The sequence below is a fragment of the Hymenobacter sp. YC55 genome, assembly GCF_029433095.1.
In the GTDB taxonomy this organism is placed as follows: Bacteria; Bacteroidota; Bacteroidia; order Cytophagales; family Hymenobacteraceae; genus Hymenobacter.
In genome coordinates this window covers 2,822,299-2,840,800 of record NZ_JARNTX010000001.1, presented here as the reverse complement: position 1 = coordinate 2,840,800, position 18,502 = coordinate 2,822,299, and the positions used below count along the sequence as shown (strand labels likewise).

General features: G+C 57.5%; 14 protein-coding genes. 7 read left to right on the top strand and 7 right to left on the bottom strand.

Features of this window, described 5'->3' with window-relative positions:
* Positions 1-52 precede the first annotated feature (52 nt).
* The 4 genes from P1X16_RS11880 to P1X16_RS11865 form a co-directional block, all read right to left on the bottom strand.
* Complete coding sequence (locus P1X16_RS11880; protein WP_277229062.1) at positions 53-946, bottom strand: YsnF/AvaK domain-containing protein; 894 nt, start codon at positions 944-946, stop codon at positions 53-55.
* Positions 947-969: 23 nt separating this feature from the next.
* Positions 970-1,446, bottom strand: a complete 477-nt coding sequence (locus P1X16_RS11875; RefSeq protein WP_277229060.1) for a YsnF/AvaK domain-containing protein — start codon at positions 1,444-1,446, stop codon at positions 970-972.
* A 421-nt stretch (positions 1,447-1,867) separates the two neighbouring features.
* Positions 1,868-4,903: a PAS domain-containing protein gene (locus P1X16_RS11870; RefSeq protein WP_277229058.1), complete on the bottom strand. Its 3,036-nt coding sequence runs from the start codon at positions 4,901-4,903 to the stop codon at positions 1,868-1,870.
* 298 nt (positions 4,904-5,201) lie between these two features.
* Complete coding sequence (locus P1X16_RS11865) at positions 5,202-6,221, bottom strand: SMP-30/gluconolactonase/LRE family protein (protein ID WP_277229057.1); 1,020 nt, start codon at positions 6,219-6,221, stop codon at positions 5,202-5,204.
* Between the two features lie 206 nt (positions 6,222-6,427).
* On the opposite strand from P1X16_RS11865, the gene P1X16_RS11860 reads away from it, so the two are divergent.
* The 5 genes from P1X16_RS11860 to P1X16_RS11840 all read left to right on the top strand — a co-directional run bounded on the left by P1X16_RS11860 (position 6,428) and on the right by P1X16_RS11840 (position 13,152).
* Positions 6,428-7,501: an L-dopachrome tautomerase-related protein gene (locus P1X16_RS11860; RefSeq protein ID WP_277229055.1), complete on the top strand. Its 1,074-nt coding sequence runs from the start codon at positions 6,428-6,430 to the stop codon at positions 7,499-7,501.
* Positions 7,502-8,160: 659 nt separating this feature from the next.
* A complete protein-coding gene (locus P1X16_RS11855) occupies positions 8,161-9,762 on the top strand; it encodes a protein adenylyltransferase SelO (protein WP_277229053.1) in 1,602 nt (533 codons plus the stop codon).
* Between the two features lie 312 nt (positions 9,763-10,074).
* Positions 10,075-11,685, top strand: coding sequence for a D-aminoacylase (locus P1X16_RS11850; RefSeq protein ID WP_277229051.1), 1,611 nt, complete (start codon positions 10,075-10,077; stop codon positions 11,683-11,685).
* Positions 11,686-11,990: 305 nt separating this feature from the next.
* Positions 11,991-12,788, top strand: coding sequence for a HipA family kinase (locus P1X16_RS11845; RefSeq protein WP_277229049.1), 798 nt, complete (start codon positions 11,991-11,993; stop codon positions 12,786-12,788).
* Positions 12,766-13,152, top strand: a complete 387-nt coding sequence (locus P1X16_RS11840) for a DUF3037 domain-containing protein (protein ID WP_277229047.1) — start codon at positions 12,766-12,768, stop codon at positions 13,150-13,152. The genes P1X16_RS11845 and P1X16_RS11840 overlap by 23 nt, the downstream gene beginning before the upstream one ends.
* 273 nt (positions 13,153-13,425) lie before the next feature.
* Here P1X16_RS11840 and P1X16_RS11835 read toward each other — a convergent pair whose 3' ends face one another.
* Together P1X16_RS11835 and P1X16_RS11830 are read right to left on the bottom strand one after the other, a co-directional pair.
* Positions 13,426-14,061, bottom strand: a complete 636-nt coding sequence (locus tag P1X16_RS11835) for a chloramphenicol acetyltransferase (RefSeq protein ID WP_277229045.1) — start codon at positions 14,059-14,061, stop codon at positions 13,426-13,428.
* Positions 14,062-14,139: 78 nt separating this feature from the next.
* The gene (locus P1X16_RS11830) at positions 14,140-14,541 is read right to left on the bottom strand and encodes a MauE/DoxX family redox-associated membrane protein (protein WP_277229043.1); all 402 of its coding nucleotides are present in this window, start codon (positions 14,539-14,541) and stop codon (positions 14,140-14,142) included.
* 225 nt (positions 14,542-14,766) lie between these two features.
* On the opposite strand from P1X16_RS11830, the gene P1X16_RS11825 reads away from it, so the two are divergent.
* The gene (locus tag P1X16_RS11825; protein WP_277229041.1) at positions 14,767-16,089 is read left to right on the top strand and encodes a leucine-rich repeat-containing protein kinase family protein; all 1,323 of its coding nucleotides are present in this window, start codon (positions 14,767-14,769) and stop codon (positions 16,087-16,089) included.
* A gap of 158 nt (positions 16,090-16,247) precedes the next feature.
* Here P1X16_RS11825 and P1X16_RS11820 read toward each other — a convergent pair whose 3' ends face one another.
* Positions 16,248-17,129 (bottom strand): DUF1080 domain-containing protein, encoded by an 882-nt coding sequence (locus P1X16_RS11820; RefSeq protein ID WP_277229039.1) that lies wholly within the window; start codon positions 17,127-17,129, stop codon positions 16,248-16,250.
* Between the two features lie 275 nt (positions 17,130-17,404).
* On the opposite strand from P1X16_RS11820, the gene P1X16_RS11815 reads away from it, so the two are divergent.
* Positions 17,405-18,100 (top strand): HAD family hydrolase, encoded by a 696-nt coding sequence (locus P1X16_RS11815; RefSeq protein ID WP_277229038.1) that lies wholly within the window; start codon positions 17,405-17,407, stop codon positions 18,098-18,100.
* Positions 18,101-18,502: the final 402 nt, after the last annotated feature.

The window sequence follows — 18,502 nt, the reverse complement described above, 5'->3', positions numbered from 1 at the left end:
AAAAAAGGTGACCCATATGGGTCACCTTTTTGCGTTTTATAGGCTCGCTGGATTAGCGGCGAGTGTTCAAATCGTCAGCGTCGTAAGCAGTACCGGTGGTGCCGGTAGTGCCGGTCGTACCCGTAGTGCCTTCGATGCGCTCTACGTCTACTTCAGTTTTGCGTACGGTGTCGTGGATGGTTTCTTCACGCTCGGTTACTTCTTTGCCGAGGGTTACTTCTTCTACCACGCGGGCTTCTTTGCCCACTACAGCGCGCTCAGCGCTTTCCGTTACTTCAATATCGCCTTCCCGGAAGGTGTTGAAGTCGGCTTCTGTAGCCGGACGGTTCACTGGGTTGCGCTGTACCGTTACGTGCTCTTCGCGCAAACGTACGCTGGCTTCTACTGGACGCTCCACGATGCGGCTGCGCAGACGAGCACCGCCCGTTTGCTCTACCCGCTTGCCTACCTGCAGGTTTTCTTCGATAACCTTGGCCGACATTGTGTCGCCGGTGTCAGCGGTAGTAGCACCGGTGTAAGCCTGACCGCCCGTAGACTGGTAGCCTGACTGGGAAGCGCGCTCGTCTACGTTGATAGCACCAGCAGCGTCCAAGATTTCGGCGGCGCGTTGTGCGTTTTCAGCGGAATGAGCATGCACGGTTACAATAGAACCCGCCGAGCGAGCTACGTGCGAATAGCGGTGCGTATCGTCGTACTCGTCGCCACCGAACAGGTTGCTGAAGAAGTTGCTGATACCATCGCCGGTGCGGCCTGCTGCGTCAGCAACACCTTCCGTAGCGGTGCCGCTCGTGTTGGTATAGTTGCTTGAATCGGAGCTTGAAGCGGATTGCGAGCCGCGGTTAGATACGTCTACACTATCGAGGCTGAAACCAGCGGCTTGAAGTTGCTGGGCGGCGTTCTGCGCTTCGGCAGCTGTGTCGAAAATTCCTACTACTGTCTGGCTCATTGCTTTGGAAGATTAGTGAACAATTAAAGGGTTTGGTTAGGGGAATTGGGAAGGGAAGACGTTGTATTATCGGGAGCTATACGCTCCACATGGACTTGCTCGCTCCGAAGCGTAACGTTTTGCGTTTCGTGGGTTTCCACTCGGTGCTTGGTTACGCGCAGCTCCTCTACAAGTAGCAGACGCTTTACTACGACTTCGCGCACCACCGGAATTACCAAGGTGTCGCCTTCGTAGCGGACGGCAGGAGCAGCAGCCTCATCAGCTACGTACTGGTTGAGGGGCACACGCTCTACATTCACTTCTTCGTGTTGCAAAGCAAGGTCGATGGCTTCCTCGTGCTCTTGCACGGTTTTAGACAAGCGCACCCGCCCGCTTTCCACCACTTCGCGGTGAACTACAGCATGCTCCTCTATAACCGGAACCACTAACGGAGTGGTCAGAGGAGTGTCAGGTAGCCGATCAGAAGCGTCGGCGGATAAAGGGTTGGTTGAGGTATCCATTTGGATGAGACTATACGCCGACCCAAATGGTGAGTTTCAAGTATTTTATATGTAATTTTTGTTAGCTAAAAAATAACTACTGGACTAAACAAGTATAGTCAAACGCTTATCCTTGAGCTTAAAATAGACACTGAGATGCTGTAAAGTCCTTTTTTGTTTGCTGAAACTCGTCAGTAAATAATTTAAATTATTCCATGATGAGTGAGTGCTAACTACTGTTTCGAGGTGAAATAAAAAATTCGGGCTTAACATAGGCCGCCTAACCCCGTAAAACAGAAGTTTTTGCCTTTCCGCTAGTTGCCATCAAAAGCCGTCGGGGTAGGAATAAAAAACTGTATTGCGTGCTGATGCGGCGAGCAGTACGCAGCAAACCAATCCACTACCGAAGCAAATATGCGGTGCTCGTTTTTGTGTTGCTGGGCTACTCTGGTACTTTCAGATACAGCTGGAAAGTAGTGCCGACGCCCACGGTGCTATCGACTTCGATGTGGCCGCCGGCTTGCTGCACAATCCGGTTGACGAGGTAGAGGCCCATGCCGGAACCGGCCACGTGGTCGTGGAAGCGGCGGAACATCTTAAATAAATCTTCGCCGTAGCGCGACATATCAAGCCCGAGGCCGTTGTCTTGCACAAGCAGCACAGGCGTACCATCTGCCGCCAATTCACTGCTGACGCGGACTACTGGCTTGCGGTCGGGGTGGGCGTACTTGAGGGCGTTGCTGAGTAAGTTGTAAAGGATGCTTTGCAAGTTCAACTGCGCAAACCGTATGGAGGGCACAGCTTCAAAATCCAAGATAAATTCGGCTTGGGCCGCGTCTACCTGGCTTTGCATGCTCTGGATTACGCCGTTGGTGAGCGGGAGCAGGGCCACTGGCTCGAGCGGGGTATCATCGTTGCGGCGCTCTACGTGCACGACTTCCGCCAACCCCTGGATGGTGCTGTGAATCTGGTTGAGGGCCCCTTCAAACATTTCCACCAGTTGCTCGGCCTCGGGGTCGTGAAACGTAGCCGTGCGCTTTAGCTCCTCGAACACACCCGCCAGGTTGTTGACGGGCTGCCGCAGGTCGTGCGAGGCAGTGTAGACGAAGTTGTCGAGGTCTTGGTTGATGCGCGTGAGCTGCTCGTTGGTGAGGGCCAGCTCGGCGTTGGCTTGTTCGCTTTGCCGGTTGGCGGTGCGCAGCTCCTTGTTGGTGGTAGCCAGCTTTTGGCTGGCAAGCCGCAGGGCCTGTTCGGCCATTTTGCGCTCATGAATATCGACTACCGTACCTACAAAACCTTCGTACTCGCCCGCGGAATTGAATTTTGGTTGGCCCATGTCGGCAAACCAACGGTAGGAGCCATCCTTGCATTTGAGGCGATACACAAAATTAAACGGCACCTGGCGCGTATTGGCATCCCAAAATACCGTACGGGCCTGCGCAACTTCTTCGGGATGAACCACATCGAGCCAGCCAAAGTCGAGTGCCTGTGCCTCGGTTTGGCCGGTGTATTCGTACCACTGCTGGTTGAGGTAGGTGCAACGGCCATCGGCGCGGGTTATCCAGATAACCACCGGTACCCGGTCGGCCATCACGCGGAAATACTGTTCACTTTCCAGCAGTGCCTGTTCCAAGCGCTTCTGGTCGTGAATGTCGGTGTCGGCTCCGTACCACTTGGTGATGATGCCCTGCTCGTTGCGCGCCGGGGTGGCGCGTATCAAAAACCAGCGGTGGGTACCCGCCGCGCTGCGCAATCGGGCTTCTATCTGGTACGGCTTGCCGGTTTCCAGGGCAAACGCCCACTGCTCCTGCACAGCCGGTAGGTCGTCGGGGTGAATGTACTGCTGCCACCCTATGCCTTGCGCTTGTTCGAGTGTGCTACCCGTGTAGGTGTACCATTGCTGGTTGAAGTATTCGGTTTCGCCAGTTGGGGTACTAGCCCATACCAAGTGCGGAATGGCATTGGTTAGAGTTTCGAGGGCGCGCATGCTTTGCGCTTCTTGCTGCCGGGCTTGCACCTGGGCAGTCACTTCGTAGGCAAATACCAAGATGCCGTCAATGGCACCACTGACGTTGAAGCGGGCCTGCTGGATATAATTGAAATAGACCGTTTTCGGCGGACCGTCATTCTTGGACTGTACTGTAAAGGGCAGCTCTTTTTCTTCGTGGGTTACGCCGGTTTTGTAGACTTGACGCAGCGTGTGCATGGCCGTATGATCGGCCAATTCCGGTAGGGCCTCTTCCAGAGGCCGGCCCAGCAACCGGCGGTGCGGGAACAGCTGCTGGTAAATCGGATTAACTAAGTCGAACACAAAGTTGGGACCTTCCAGAACGCAGATGGCGGCCGGTGCCTGCATAAAAAAGCGTTCCAGCCGCGCCCGTTGACGCTCAGCTTCCCTCTGCGCCACTTCCAACTCCTGGGTTCGTTGTCTTACCCGCAGCTCCAGTTCCTGGTTGAGAATGCGCAGTTCCTGCTGGGTGCTGGAAAGCTCGGCGTTGCTAGCCAGGTACTCTTCATTAGAAGCGTACAGCTCTTCGTTGGTGGTAGCTAGCTCCTCGTTGGTGGTGGCAAGTTCTTCGTTGGCGCTTTGCAATTCCAGCTCACTTTGCTTTAGCTGCTCGCGCGCCAGTACCTGCTCGGTAATCTCGTAGGCAAACACGAGTACGCCTTCCACCTGGCCCGCTGCGTTGCGAATGGCCTGATAAATAAAATCGAAGTAGTAGGGAGAAAGGCGCCCGGTATTGTTCCGGTCAATGTAGGCTTGCTGTTCCCGCCCATAGAAGGTTTCGCCGGTTTTGTAAACCATATCGAGCTGGTCGAAAAACAATTGGCCCTGCAACTCGGGGATTCCTTCTCGGAAGGTTTTGCCGAGCAAAGGCCGAGTTCCTACCAGCTGCTGAAAGCGGGGATTAACTAATTCCAACACGTGCTCGGGGCCTACCAAACTGGCTACGGCGGCCGGTGCCTGCATAAACAAGGTATGAAGACGGTCACGCTGTACGTCTACATTAGTCAGAGCTTGTTGCAGCGTCAGGTTGGTGGAATCGAGTTGCTGCTGCAATCCCAACAGGGAGGAAGCACTGTCGATGGGCGCAACGGGCGGAGTTAAGGGCGCTATTTCAGGCTCTAGAGAAAGCAAAAAGTGAAGCAACTGGCCTTGCGCATCAACCAACGGGCTGCACGTGAAGCGCGGGGAGCGGACAATGGGGGAGGCTTCGGTGGAAAGCGAGAGAGTTTGGGGTTGGCTGGTACGGCGGGCTTGCTCCAACAGGTCAGTTAGGCGCACCACCAACTCGGGCGCGTGCGACCAGACGGCGGCAATACTGCCGCCGACCAAGCTTTCGGGTGGGCGCCTAGCTACCGAAGCGAAGCCAGCCGAACATTCCACTATTGTACCATCGGGGTTCAACAGCAAATAGTTGCCGGGTAAGGAGCGAAATATGAGCTGATAATCCGGTGACGATGACACAATAGACATAACCAGGTGAGCTACTTTAAGCACTAACCAACAAGGCTTGGTGGGAAGCTCAAGCTCATCGGATACAGCGAAATACTTCTCTGTAGGCAGAAAGGTTGTTGTCTAGCCTGCCAGCAGAAGGCATCAGAGGCCTAAGCCGAAGTGTTGGTTGCTGCGTTCAGCTTAAACGCAACGGCATTGGCAATGCATATACGAGCAATTCAGAAACGCGCCCGCTAGACTTGCTAGAAGAACCTTCTACGGTCTAGGTTGTTTCGATGCCTCCTCTATATAGCCATCTTGCGGAAGGTTGTAGGTTTCAAAAGCCTTGAACCAAGGTTTGCACGCGACATAGAAAGCTGCCGGAGGCAATATAGAGGGTGCGGCCGTCGTCGCCCCAGGCGCAGTTAGATACCACCTCACCCGTATCGATGGTGCCCAGGTGCTGCCCCCGCGCCGACACCACTACTATTCCACCGAAGCCGGCCGCCCATACGTTGCCGTTGCGGTCGGTTTTCAACCCATCAGGAGTTTCTTTGGGCCGTGGCCGGTCGAGCTTGCTCATGTCGAAGAACACGCGCCCTTTGCCTAGCTGGCCGTTGGCGCGCACGTCGTAGGCCATGATGAGCGGGCGCAAGGAGTCGGATTGCGAAACGTAGAGGGTGCGCCCGTCGGGGCTGAAAGCAAGACCGTTGGGCAACGCCAGTTCCTTGATTTCCTGCGACACTTTGCCGTCGGGCGCTAGGCGGTACACGCCGCAAACGGGTAGCTCGCGGTTGGCCACATCTTGGGTTTGCTGGGGTAAGCCGTAGGGCGGATCGGTGAAGTAGATACTGCGGTTGGTAGGATGCACGACCACGTCGTTGGGGCTGTTGTAGCGCTTGCCCTCGAAGTTGTCGGTGAGGGTGCGTTTGCCGCTTTTGCCGCCCAGGGGCAGTAGGGCCAGTCGCCGGTCGCCGTGGTCACAGATGAGTAGGTTGCCGCGGCCGTCGAGGGCGAGGCCGTTCGAGCCGGGCTCTTTGCCGTAGGGCATGCGGCCGGTATAGCCGGTGTGCTCCAGAAACTTACTTAGCCCACCCGTTGCCGACCACCGGTACACGGTGCGGGTGGGCGCATCGGTGAAAAGCAGCATGCTGCTGTCGGGTACCCACACGGGCCCTTCGGTGTGGCCGAGCCCGGCCGCTACAATCTCGATGCGGGCATCAGGCGCCAGTAGCTGGTCTAGGCCGGGCGCTTGGCGGATGATGCGGCCTATGGTGGTAAACCGGGGTGGTGGAGTTTGGGCCGCAGCAAAATAGAAACTCGATAAGAAAAGCAGCAAAAGCAACGAAAGGCGCATGAGCAGTAGGGTAGAGGCTGCTTGTTCCAACTAACCGTTGCCGGGAAGGTTGTGAACAAGCACTTAACCTAGCTGGACCTCAAGCGTACGATAAAGCACCAAGTCTGCATTTCACGCTGCTTGCACACGCATTGTATTGCGCGCTAAATGTAGCGCAAGCTTTGGGCCGTACCCCGGCCAACCATACCCATTGACTACTTCTCACTGTGAAATACTTCTTCCTGCTGCTTTTGACTCTGGCCGGCCACGCTGCCTTCGCGCAAAACACAGAAACGCCGGTAATCGAGGTTGCCGAATTCGGACGGCACCAGCCCATCGGGTTAGCGGTGTCGCAAAAGGGGCGCATCTTCGTTACGTTTCCAAAGCGCAAGACCGACTACGACTATGGCCTAGCAGAAATCGTGAACGGCAAGCGGCAGCCCTACCCAAACGCGGAGTGGAACCAGTGGGACTCGCTGCAAGCTACCAGCCGGTTCGTGAATGTGCAGGCGCTGTTTGTGGACCAGACCGATGCGCTGTGGGTGCTCGACCCGGCCAATCCCGCCGATGAGCCGCCGATGTTGGCGGGCATCAAGCTGCTGAAAATCAACCTCGCCACCAACAAAGTAGAGCGCATCTACCGGTTCGACGACTTGCCGCGCGAGCGGTCCGGCCTCAACGACGTGCAGGTGGACACGCGCAACCAAGTGGCGTACCTTTCCGACCCCAAACTGGCCGCGCTGGTGGTGCTCGACCTGCGCACGGGTAAGAGCCGCCTTCAACTCCAGGGCCACAAATCGACGGCTGCGGCGCCGGGCTTCGTGTTGCGCATCGACGGCAAGGAAGTGCGCGACAAAGCCGGTAAACCCTTCAGCAGCAACGTCAACGGTATTGCCCTCACCCACGACTTCAAGTACCTGTACTACCGCGCCATCAACCAAACCAAACTCTACCGCATCGAAACCGAAGCATTGCGCAATGCTGCCCTCAAGCCCACCGAGGTAGCCGCCCGCGTAGAAGAAGTAGGCGAAACCGGCATTTCGCACGGCATGATAGCCGATGCCAAGGGCAACGTCTACCTCACCGATTCGCCCAACCACGCCGTGCGCCGTGTCACGCCCGAGGGCCGTTTCGAAACCGTAGCCCGCGACCCGCGCCTGCTTTGGCCCGACTCGTTCGGCCTCGGCCCCGACGGCTACCTCTACCTCACCGCCGCCCAAATCGAGCGCACGCCCAAGTGGAACAACGGCCAGGACCGAGTGCAGTACCCGTTTCGGCTCTACAAAATGAAGCTGCCATAGGAGGTACTTCAAGATGGAACCTTAACTGGTATGCTGTAGTCGTCTTGACGATATAGTTGTTACACAGGTGACATTGTAGCGGTATTGTCATGCTGAGCGCAGTCGAAGCATCTCGCGTGCTGACGTTGCTAAAGTACCCGTCATGCTGAGCGCAGTGCAACGAAGCCGAAGCATCTCGCTAGTGTGGTAAACTCTAACGCTTGCCCAACGAGTCGAGCGAAATGCTTCGGCTGCGCTCAGCATGACAATAGTAGCACAACATCAGCACGCGAGATGCTTCGACTTCGCCTCCGGCTTCGCTCAGCATGACAGGAAATTTGGTGAGTTAGGACAACATCGGCACATGAGCTGCTTCTTCAAGCGGACGCTAGGTCAAGCAGGACGGTCTTACAGTGATGCGAGTGTGCACTTCGTCTAAATAGCTACCACAATCACAGCCTCACCTACCATTTTCAAGCGTTGAGCTTGCTCGTTCGATAAGCTCAACGCTACAGCAAAAAGGCTCAGCAGCTATTGCCAGAGCCTTTTTTGATTTTATGACGCTAAGGTGAAGAACCGGAAACATGCGCGCCTAATCAGCGTTAGCCAACTTGCCGCGCACTGCCCGCGGCGACCTGAAATCACTCTCTCCCATCAAGCACCCTAATTGCCCTTGAGTTATGGCCACACACGTTGAACCTCTAGAGCAAGTTACGTTTCACAACTCTTTCGTGGAGGAGCTGCGCGGCGAAGTAGCCCCCGATAAACGGCCGCGCCAAGTGCCGGGCTACCACTACTCCCGCGTGGAACCCACGCCCGTACCCGATCCGCATCTACTGGCCTGGTCCGATGACTTGGGCTCGTATCTGGGGCTGCACCGGCCGCCAGAGCGTGGCCCGGCCGTGGAGGCGCTGGCCGGCAACCGCGTCACGGATACCATGAAGCCTTTTGCGGCCCGGTACGGCGGGCACCAGTTTGGTAGCTGGGCCGGCCAACTCGGCGACGGGCGGGCTATTTCGCTGGGCGAGGTAACGGCCACCGACAATTCCACCTGGGAAATTCAGCTGAAAGGCGCCGGCCCCACGCCGTACTCGCGCCGGGCCGATGGCCGGGCCGTATTGCGCTCCTCGTTGCGGGAGTTTCTTTGCAGCGAAGCCATGTACTACCTCGGCGTGCCTACCACCCGGGCTTTGAGCTTGGTGGCCACCGGCGACATTGTGGTGCGCGACATGTTCTACAACGGCAACCCTCGCCCCGAGCCCGGCGCCGTGGTGGCCCGCGTGGCCCCGACCTTTATTCGGTTCGGCAACTTCCAGATCATGACGGCCACCGGCGAAATGGACAACCTGCGCGCCATAGCCGATTACGTGATTCGCCACCATTACCCCGAGCTTGGGGAGCCAGGGCCGGAAGTGTACCTGCGCTGGTTCGAGGAAGTATGCCGCCGCACCGCCGTCATGATTGCGCACTGGATGTCGGTGGGCTTTGTGCACGGCGTGATGAACACCGATAACATGTCCATTCTCGGCCTCACCATCGACTACGGCCCGTATGGCTGGCTGGAACCCTACGACCCCGACTGGACGCCTAACACCACCGACTTTGGCTCGCGGCGGTACGCTTTCGGTCAGCAGCCGCACGTTGGCCTCTGGAACCTATACCAGTTGGCGCGGGCGCTGGCCCCAATCGTCGAGAATGTGGAGGGCTTGAACCAGGGCCTCGAACAATACCGCACCACCATGGCCGACACGCAACACCAGATGATGCTGCGCAAGCTCGGCCTGACCACGCAAGCCGAGGAAGAAGACCGCGCCCTCGTCGAGAGCCTGCACGAAGCCCTGGCCGAGTCGCAGGTGGACATGACCATCTTCTTCCGCCGCCTTTCTCACGTAGCCTATGACTTGGTGACTAACCCTGGCAACGAGGATGGGTTGTTTCAGGAATTGTTGGCGGCCGCGGGCTACCCCGAGCTAGGGGGCCAGCAGCAACCCCTGCTCGACTGGCTCCACCGCTACAGCAGCCGGCTACGGCAAGAATTTGTTGGCGCGGACGCTATTCGGGAAACGATGCTGCGCGCGAACCCCAAGTACGTGCTGCGCAACTACCTCGCGCAGCAAGCCATTGAGGCTGCAGAAGCCGGCGACCTATCGTTCCTGAACCGGTTGATGCAAGTACTCAAAACCCCCTACGACGAGCAGCCCGAGCACGACGACCTCGCCGCCAAGCGCCCCGCCTGGGCCAGTGACAAACCCGGCTGCGCAACGCTTTCGTGCAGCTCGTAGCATCAAGCCTATCTAACTAGAGCAGAGCGCTGTCATTCCGACGAAGGAGGAATCTGAGTTAAACCATTCAACGGTGATACCCAGATTCCTCCTTCGTCGGAAGGACAATGTCAGGGTTGGTACTACAAGAACAGGTGTAGAGACGCCATACTTGGCGTCTCGTCGTTGAACGATTGGTTCGAGCAACCAATCTATGCAGGCTAAACAACCTCAGCAACGACGAGACGTCAAGTATGGCGTCTCTACATCTGTGTGCAGACTTATAAAGCCTGAAGCCATGCTATATTTCCAACAGGGATAAAATGTCCCGTGGTGAAACTCCATCAATTCTGGCTGGCTATGTGGCGTGTAGTAATAATATGGATAGGAGCAGTGCTTTTGGCGCAGCCGAGCACTGCGCAGCAGCGCGCCGACTTGCTTATCCGCAATGGCCGCGTGCTCGATGGCACTGGCAATGCCTGGTTCTACGCCGACGTGGCCGTGCAAGCGGGCCGCATTCTGGCCGTGGGCCGACTCCCCAAAAACTATCCTGCTGATACCGTCCTCGATGCCCGCGGCCTGATGGTGGCGCCCGGCTTCATCGACGTGCACACCCACATCGAAGACGATGAAGTACGCCAGCCCACCGCCGACAACTTTATCTACGACGGCGTAACAACGGTTATCACCGGCAACTGCGGTTCCTCGCGCCCCGACCTGCGCCGCTATTTCACCTTCCTCGACAGCCTGCATCTTTCCGTAAACGTGGCTTCGCTAATTGGGCACGGCTCAGTGCGCAAAGCTGTAATGGGCCGCGCCAACCGCGGCCCCACCGAAGCGGAGCTAGGGCAAATGGAAGCCTTGGTGGAACAAGCCATGCAGGCCGGGGCCGTGGGCATGTCGTCGGGGCTGATTTACATACCAGGCACCTACACCCGCACGCCTGAGCTGGTACGCCTAGCGCGCATGGCCGCCCGCTACCGTGGCCTCTATGCCACCCACATGCGCAACGAAAGCGACAGTGTGAAACAGGCCATTCAGGAGGCCTTGCTAATCGGGCGCGAAGCCAACCTGCCGGTGGAAATTTCGCACCTCAAACTAGGTGGCCAGCAGAATTGGGGCCACGCCGCCGACCTGCTGGCACTCCTGGAAACGGCCCGCCAAAACGGCCAGGAAGTCACCATCGACCAATACCCCTACACCGCCAGTTCCACTTCCCTAAGCACCCTGCTCCCCGACGCTGTGCAGGCCGATGGCCGCGACTCGCTCCAAGCTCGGCTGGCCCGCCCGAAAGTGCGGGCAGCCGTGGAGGAGGCCATGCTCAAGCGCCTGCGCCAAAAGAAGCTGCGCCACTTCGCCTACGCCGTGGTAGCCAGCTTCCCGCCCAACCCGAGCTACAACGGCCTCAGCATCGAGGCCATCAACCAGCGCATGAACCGTCCGCACAAGGCTCGCGCCGAAGTAACGACCATTCTGGATTTGGTGCTCCAGCACGATGCGGGCATGGTATTTCATGGCATGGGGGAGCCCGATGTGCAGCAAATCATGCGCTACCCCTTCAACATGGTGGCCTCCGACGCCAGCATTCGGGTATGGCAAGAGGGGGTGCCGCACCCGCGCGGCTACGGCTCCAACGCCCGGGTGCTCGGCCACTACGTGCGCGAGCTGCACGTCATCAGTTTGGAAGAAGCTGTCCGCCGCATGACCTCGCTGCCCGCCCAAACCTTCGGCCTCACCGACCGAGGCCTTCTACGCCCCGGCCTCGCCGCCGACCTAGTGGTGTTCGACCCCAAAGAAGTAGCCGAGCGGTCCACGTTTACGCAGCCGCACCAGTACAGCGTGGGCATGCGTTACGTGCTGGTCAACGGCCAACTCACCGTCCGCGAAGGCCAGCACACCAAGCGCCGCGCCGGCCAGATCCTCTACGGCCCGGGCCACCAATAAAAGGAACTGACACTACTTGTATGCTTGATGTAGTTTCCTCTTGTCGAAGCATCTCGCGTGCTGACCGTGCTGCCGTAGCTAACACCAACCAGAACGTCATACTGAGCGCAGTCGAAGCATCTCGCGTGCTGACATTGCAACACTAAATTCAACGACTCGAGCGAGATGCTTCGGCTGCGCTCAGCATGACCGTCCCTTTTAACCATAATGAATCGGCGGCATGCCCGTCCTTTTAATCTAACGGCGGCTTTGCAATTGCTGACCTATCACCAGGCGTAAGAAAAATAAATGTTGAATTTCGCGCCATGAAGTATAGTCCACCTGAACTGCGCACCGTGGAGGTGACGCGGTATGTGAAACCGTTGCGCGAGGGCGGCTCTTTGCCGGGCTTGGTAGAGGCCGAAGACGGGTTCCTGTACGTGCTCAAATTCCGGGGCGCCGGGCAAGGCGCCAAGGCACTGATTGCCGAACTCCTGGCTGGCGAGTTGGCGCGCGCACTCGGCCTGCGGGTGCCCGAAATCGTATTCATCACCCTCGACGAAGCCTTTGGCCGCACCGAGCCCGACGAGGAAATTCAGGATTTGCTGCGTGCCAGCGAAGGCCTCAACCTGGCCCTGCACTACCTGTCCGGGGCCATTACCTTCGATGCGCTGGTGACCACCGTGGAGCCCAAGCTGGCGTCCCAAATTGTGTGGCTAGATTGCCTGGTTACCAACGTTGACCGCACCCCGCGCAACACCAACATGCTGATGTGGCACAAGGAGCTGTGGCTAATCGACCACGGCGCGGCGTTCTACTTCCATCATGCATGGTCCGATGTGGCAGAACAGGCCCGCCGCCCATTCGCCCAAGTCAAAGATCATGTGCTGCTGCCCCAAGCCACCGAGCTAGAGGCTGTCGATGCCGAATACCGCGCCATTCTCACACCGGAGCGGATCCGGGATATTGTGGCGTTGATTCCCGACGAGTGGCTGACCGGCGATTCGCCATTTGCCTCGGTGGAGGAGCACCGCCAAGCGTATGTTCAGTTTTTAGAGACCCGCCTCGCGGCGTCCGAAATCTTTGTTAATGCCGCGCAGCATGCCAGAAAAGCACTTGTTTGAGTATGCCGTGATTCGCGTCATGCCTCGGGTGGAACGCGAAGAGTTTCTGAATGTTGGAGTCATTTTGTATTGCGCCGGGCAAGGGTTTCTGCAAACCAAGTTCGAGCTAAACGAAGCGCGGCTGCTCGCCTTTGCCGCCGACTTAGACTTGCCGGAGCTGCACGAGCGGCTGCGCGCTTTCGAGCGGATTTGCGCGGGCCGCAGAGAGGGCGGTGTTATTGGGCAGTTGCCCGTTGCCTCCCGCTTCCGCTGGCTCACTGCCACGCGCAGCACCATTGTGCAAACCTCGCCCGTGCACCCCGGCCTCTGCCAAGACCCCGCCGACACCCTGGCCCGGCTCTATGCGCAACTAATTAGTTGTTAGTATCCGGCGCTCTGTAGCCTAGAGAAGAACGTCATGCAGAAGCGTAGCCGCAGCATCTCGCTTGATGTTGCTAAATAACGCCCCACCTCGTCTGTCATCCTGAGCTTGCGAAGGATCTTCTCACACTAGAACAACTGGCATACCAACGACTCGTGCCGGTGGGAGAAGGTCCTTCGCAAGCTCAGGATGACAGACGAGGGGAAGCGGAAAGGTAGCTGACTTGTTTGTGTAAGCTGTTCGATCCAACTCTGTATTTGCCGGCTGCGAACTGCGCTACGTGGTGAAGTTTAGGCGGCGCTGGAAGGCTTCCAGAAACAACCCCACATGATACCCGTCGCCTAAGCCGTGGTGCAGATTCACGGATACTGGCATTCGTGTAATGGCACCGTCCTGGTAGGTTTGGCCCACCGAAATTTTGGGGGAACTGTCGGGGTGTTGGAAGCTGCGGGCGTGGGTGAGGCCCGTGAAACGCACCCACGGAATAGCCGAGAAATGGATGACATCGGGCCGGGCGGTTTGCTCGCTTAGGCGCAGGCCGGTGCTGTTCTGCGTCGCGTCGATTTCCGCGTTAGCGCCTACCACGAAATCGGCCAGGCTATCCCGCTGCTCGATAAAGGAGAAGCTGAAGGTGCGGTCGGGGCGGCCGAGGGTGGCGGAGGCGTGGATCCGGTCGTAGCGGTACACTTGGCCCTGCTCGATGCGGTAGCGAAACTCTTCTACTTCGTTGGCGGCTTGCAGTGCGCAGTGCAGGTAATACAGGAAAAACGAAACCCCCGACTGCTTGGCGGCGGCTTGTGCCTGGGTGCAATCTACATCGACTACTAAACCAAAAAAGGGTTCGTCGAAGGCGGAAAAGAAAGTGAAATGCTCGCGGCGGGGCCAGGTCGTAAGGTCAATCAGTTGCTTCATAGAGGCGCAAGTTCGGCAACTTTGCCGGCTCTCCTCGCGGGCTAGATCAACTTGTTTCAGCTATGCCGGAGCGCAATTCTACCCGGCCGTACGGTCGAGGCATAGGCGGTTGTGGTGGCAATGCAAGAGAAGCGCGAAAAGAAACAGCCCGTATACCAGCTGCGTGCCCACCGTGTCCCACTGCTCCAGCATGCTACTGCCGAATACCAGCGCCGTCATCAGCAGCATAGCGGCCGCCAGGGCAGGTCGAGTAAATAGGCCGATAATCAGCAGCAAGCCAATGCCGCCTTCCACAAACGGCAACACCGCCGCAAACGGCCGCACCAGCACTTCGGGTAGCATAGAGACAGCAAACTGCTTTACGATGCCCGCTTGAAACGCGGCCAGCTTGGGCAGCCGCACCAAGAAATGCGCTAGAAAAGCCACGCCCACTAGCAGGCGGCCCAGCACAAAGGCCAGTTCGGAGTTAGTTAATCTCATGGAATCGAAATACAGAAGAGAAAAGCCAATCGTGCTTGCGTCAACGCAGTTTGCTGGTGGCGGGATGCGTTGCGCTTCACTTCCAGCTGGCGGCCACGCGTTTTTCCAGATGGGTTAGGAGCAGCACGCTGCGTTGGACGTCAACTCACCTGATCTTGTTTAAATGCAGAGCTGTGGCGCTTTGTTTTGCTGCCAGAGCTGCGCTGCTGGTCCTACCTTTGCCCGATGCATACTCTTGAACAGCTCCGCGCCGGGCAGCTAGCCGGTGTCCAACGCCTCGACTTGTCTTGTGGCCTCACCGAATTTCCTGCCGAGATATTCGACCTAGCCGACTCCCTGGAAATCCTTAATCTATCGGGCAATGCGCTGTCGGAACTGCCTGCCGACCTGCCCCGGCTGCACAAGCTGCGGGTGCTGTTCTGCTCCGACAATCAGTTCACTACCGTGCCCGAAGTGCTTGGTCAGTGCCCGCAGCTGAGCATGGTAGGCTTTAAAGCCAACCAAATTCATACGTTGCCTGCCGCGGCCCTGACCCCGGCTTTGCGCTGGCTAATTCTCACCGACAACCAACTGCGCGAACTACCCGCGGAAATAGGCGCCTGCACGGCCATGCAAAAGCTGATGCTGGCCGGCAACCAGCTTCGGCATCTGCCCGAAACCATGCAAGCCTGCACCAACCTAGAGCTATTGCGCATCGCCGACAACCAATTCACGGCCTTGCCGGCGTGGCTGCTTGCCCTGCCCCGGCTGTCGTGGCTGGCGTACGCGGGCAACCCGTTCAGCGCCCCGGCCGAAGCATCGGCAGTAGCATCTGCCGCTGCCCGCACCATAGAATGGAGCAGCCTCGAGGTACAGCAGAAGTTAGGCGAAGGCGCGTCGGGTGTTATTTATCAGGCGCAGTGGCAACGCTCGGAGGTCAATCTGCAGCCGGTTGCCGTCAAGCTCTTCAAAGGGGCCCGCACCAGCGACGGCCTACCCGGCAGCGAAATGGCCGCCTGTCTGAGTGCTGGCACGCACCCCAACCTGATTGCGGTGGAAGGCAAAATCAGCAACCATCCCGAGGGCACCGACGGGCTGGTGCTGCAACTGATAGCGCCCGAGTTTCGCAACCTAGGCGGCCCGCCCAGCTTAGCTTCCTGCACCCGCGACGTATATGCAACTGGCACCAGTTTCTCCCTGGAAATGATACTGCGCGTTGCCCGCGGTATTGCCAGTGCTACCCAGCATTTGCACAGCCGCGGCATTATGCACGGCGACTTGTACGCTCACAATATCCTAACCACCGATGACGGCCAGTGCCTGCTCGGCGACTTCGGGGCCGCTTGTTTCTTCACTCCCGACCAGCCAGAAACGGCCCAGTCCTTGCAGCGCCTGGAGGTGCGGGCCTTCGCCTGCCTGCTCGACGATTTGCTGACGCACTGCGCCGAGCCAGATACCTCCGCTACGGTACAAGCCCTTCGGAATTTGCAACAGCAGTGCGCGCAGCCAGAGGTTGCAGCCCGGCCATTGTTTCCAGCAATTCAGCAGGTACTGGCGGGGTTGCAATAACTCGTGTAGTGGGTCCATCTGTGGTGCACTTGCGCGCCAATACACTGTCGAGACGCTACACTATGCCCGATGCGTACCTACAACACAGAAAGCCACTAGCGGCGGTAGGGGTATGCTTACCCTTGCCGCCGCTAGTGGCTTTCTGTGTTTAATGAATTCTACTTAAAGTACTGCGCGTATTGGGCGGGCATGGCGTCGATTTCCTTGATCATAATGCCTTTGTAGAACACTTCGGCGGCCTCGCTTTGCAACTGAATTTTGCCGTGCGTGAGCGGCTGTGGCTGCCCGTTGACCACGTAGCGCGAGTTGTCCACGGCCAGTACCACATGGCCATTCACAATGTGCACGCTTTTGCCGTTGACGTTAATCAACTCCAACTCGTTCCATTGGCCGTTGGGTACTTCGTAATTGGCGGCGGCTTGGCAGAAGTTGGCGCCGCCGCTGCCCATTTTCACGGGCGCGGCCTTGGGGTCGTACTTGTAAGCTTCCTGCCCTGGCGCCTTCGTGGCCCGGATGTCGGCCGATGAGTTGGCAATGCACCAGAAGTCGCCCATGGCGTTGCCAGCAGCGTATTCCGATACTTGAAACTCCTGGCTGAGCATCCAGCTGCGCCAGTAGTCCACGCCGCACTCGCCCTGGCTGTTGTAGAGGATGCCGCTGTCCAGGGGCTCATCGAGGCGGGGTACCCACTTTTTGGTGCCCCATTTCACCTTCAGCTTCAGGTCGTAGTTGCTGAAATCTTGCTTGGTGAAGACGCAGCCGTAGATTTCGCCGCTGATGCGCAGTACCGGCTCACCGTCCTGCATCACCACCGAAAACACGTTTGCCTCGTTTTTGTCGTAGCCGATAGGAGCTATGGGCTTGCCTTGGGCATCGAGGGGCTGCTTGCCTTTATAGCCGACTTGGTGCCGGTAGCTTTCATAGTTGCGCCACTTGCTCAAGTTCTTGTCCAGCAGAGGCACCCAGGCATCGGGGGCTTTCGAAGAGGTAGAGGTGAAGAGGAGAGTGGCGCCGAGCAGCAACGCAGTAATAGTCTTCATAAATGTGAGGGAATTTAAGAATAGTGGAGGCTAAATCTAACGATTTCACGGTAACAGCCTATTTCGCGGGTAAGTCTAGACCTGCTCTTCGTGTGGCGTACACAAAATGCTTCTCTGAAAAGTGAAAATGTGAGCCTGGAAAACCGCGTATGTAGGCAAGAGATGCGTGGCAGCGCAGTCAAGGACGTTTGATTGCGGCTACTTAATTTCGCGGGCCCGTTTGCCTGCGGTGGCAGCTAAAAATAGGTGCGGGTTATATCTGCCGCTAACTGCTCATGACTACTCCTCAACTTATTGCCTTCGACGCCGACGATACGCTGTGGCCCAATCAGCCCCACTTCGATCAGGCCGAGGCCGAACTTTCGGCCCTGCTCACTCACTATGCCGATGCCGAAACGCTGTCCAACCGTTTCAATGAGGTGCATCGCCAGAACATGCATTTGTTTGGCTACGGGGCCAAGTCGTTTATGCTCTGCATGATCGAAACCGTGATTCAGCTTACCAATGGCAGCGTAACGGGTACCGAAATCCAGCAAATCCTCGACAGCGGCAAGCGGCTGCTTAGCTTTCCCATCGAGTTGCTCCCGCACGTAGATGCGGTGCTAAATGAGTTGAAAGAGCGCGGCATACCGTTGATGCTTCTCACCAAAGGCGACTTGTTCGACCAGGAAAGCAAACTGGCCCGCTCTGGCCTCGGCGACTATTTCGACTACGTGGAAATAGTGAGCGAGAAAAACGAAGCCACGTACCGCCGCATTCTGAACCGCTACCAAGTGCAGGCCGAAAACTTTGTGATGATCGGCAACTCGCTGAAATCCGATATTCTGCCCGTAGCTAAACTAGGGGCGCGGGCAATTTACGTACCCTTCTACACCACCTGGATTTACGAGCAAGTACCCGCCGACGAAGTAGGGAAAGTAACTTTCCATGAAGTTGCGTCTCTTAAAGAAGCGCTGGCCCATTTGTCTTAAAAGAGTAGCAGGACAGCGCAAAGAACAACGGCAGCCCTACCTACAAAACCTGCATGCTAAGAGCGCATTTCAATTCTAAAATCAGAGCTATAGGTTAGAGCACTAGTTCCCTCAGTTGCTGTTGAGCATCAAAGAAGTGGGGCTATAAGGTAATGCTAGAGCAACTTAAAGGACTGTCATGCTGAGCGCAAGCGCAGCATCTCGCGTGCTGCCGTTGTGGTGCTATTGTCATGCTGAGCGCAGTGCAACGAAGTCGAAGCATCTCGCGTGCTGAGGTTGCTAAACTAACCGTCATGCTGAGCGGAGTCGAAGCATCTCGCTCGAATCGTTGAACGGATGAAAGGGGTACTACACTAGCGAGATGCTTCGGCTGCGCTCAGCATGACCGTTAGTTTGACAACG

Bases quoted from the DNA above. Each gene is read 5' to 3' on its own strand.
- P1X16_RS11820 (WP_277229039.1), bottom strand. From the start codon at position 17,129: ATGAAGACTATTACTGCGTTGCTGCTCGGCGCCACTCTCCTCTTCACC.
- P1X16_RS11865 (WP_277229057.1), bottom strand. From the start codon at position 6,221: ATGCGCCTTTCGTTGCTTTTGCTGCTTTTCTTATCGAGTTTCTATTTT.
- P1X16_RS11845 (WP_277229049.1), top strand. From the start codon at position 11,991: ATGAAGTATAGTCCACCTGAACTGCGCACCGTGGAGGTGACGCGGTAT.
- P1X16_RS11855 (WP_277229053.1), top strand. From the start codon at position 8,161: ATGGCCACACACGTTGAACCTCTAGAGCAAGTTACGTTTCACAACTCT.
- P1X16_RS11870 (WP_277229058.1), bottom strand. From the start codon at position 4,903: ATGTCTATTGTGTCATCGTCACCGGATTATCAGCTCATATTTCGCTCC.
- P1X16_RS11815 (WP_277229038.1), top strand. From the start codon at position 17,405: ATGACTACTCCTCAACTTATTGCCTTCGACGCCGACGATACGCTGTGG.
- P1X16_RS11835 (WP_277229045.1), bottom strand. From the start codon at position 14,061: ATGAAGCAACTGATTGACCTTACGACCTGGCCCCGCCGCGAGCATTTC.
- P1X16_RS11825 (WP_277229041.1), top strand. From the start codon at position 14,767: ATGCATACTCTTGAACAGCTCCGCGCCGGGCAGCTAGCCGGTGTCCAA.
- P1X16_RS11830 (WP_277229043.1), bottom strand. From the start codon at position 14,541: ATGAGATTAACTAACTCCGAACTGGCCTTTGTGCTGGGCCGCCTGCTA.
- P1X16_RS11840 (WP_277229047.1), top strand. From the start codon at position 12,766: ATGCCAGAAAAGCACTTGTTTGAGTATGCCGTGATTCGCGTCATGCCT.
- P1X16_RS11875 (WP_277229060.1), bottom strand. From the start codon at position 1,446: ATGGATACCTCAACCAACCCTTTATCCGCCGACGCTTCTGATCGGCTA.
- P1X16_RS11880 (WP_277229062.1), bottom strand. From the start codon at position 946: ATGAGCCAGACAGTAGTAGGAATTTTCGACACAGCTGCCGAAGCGCAG.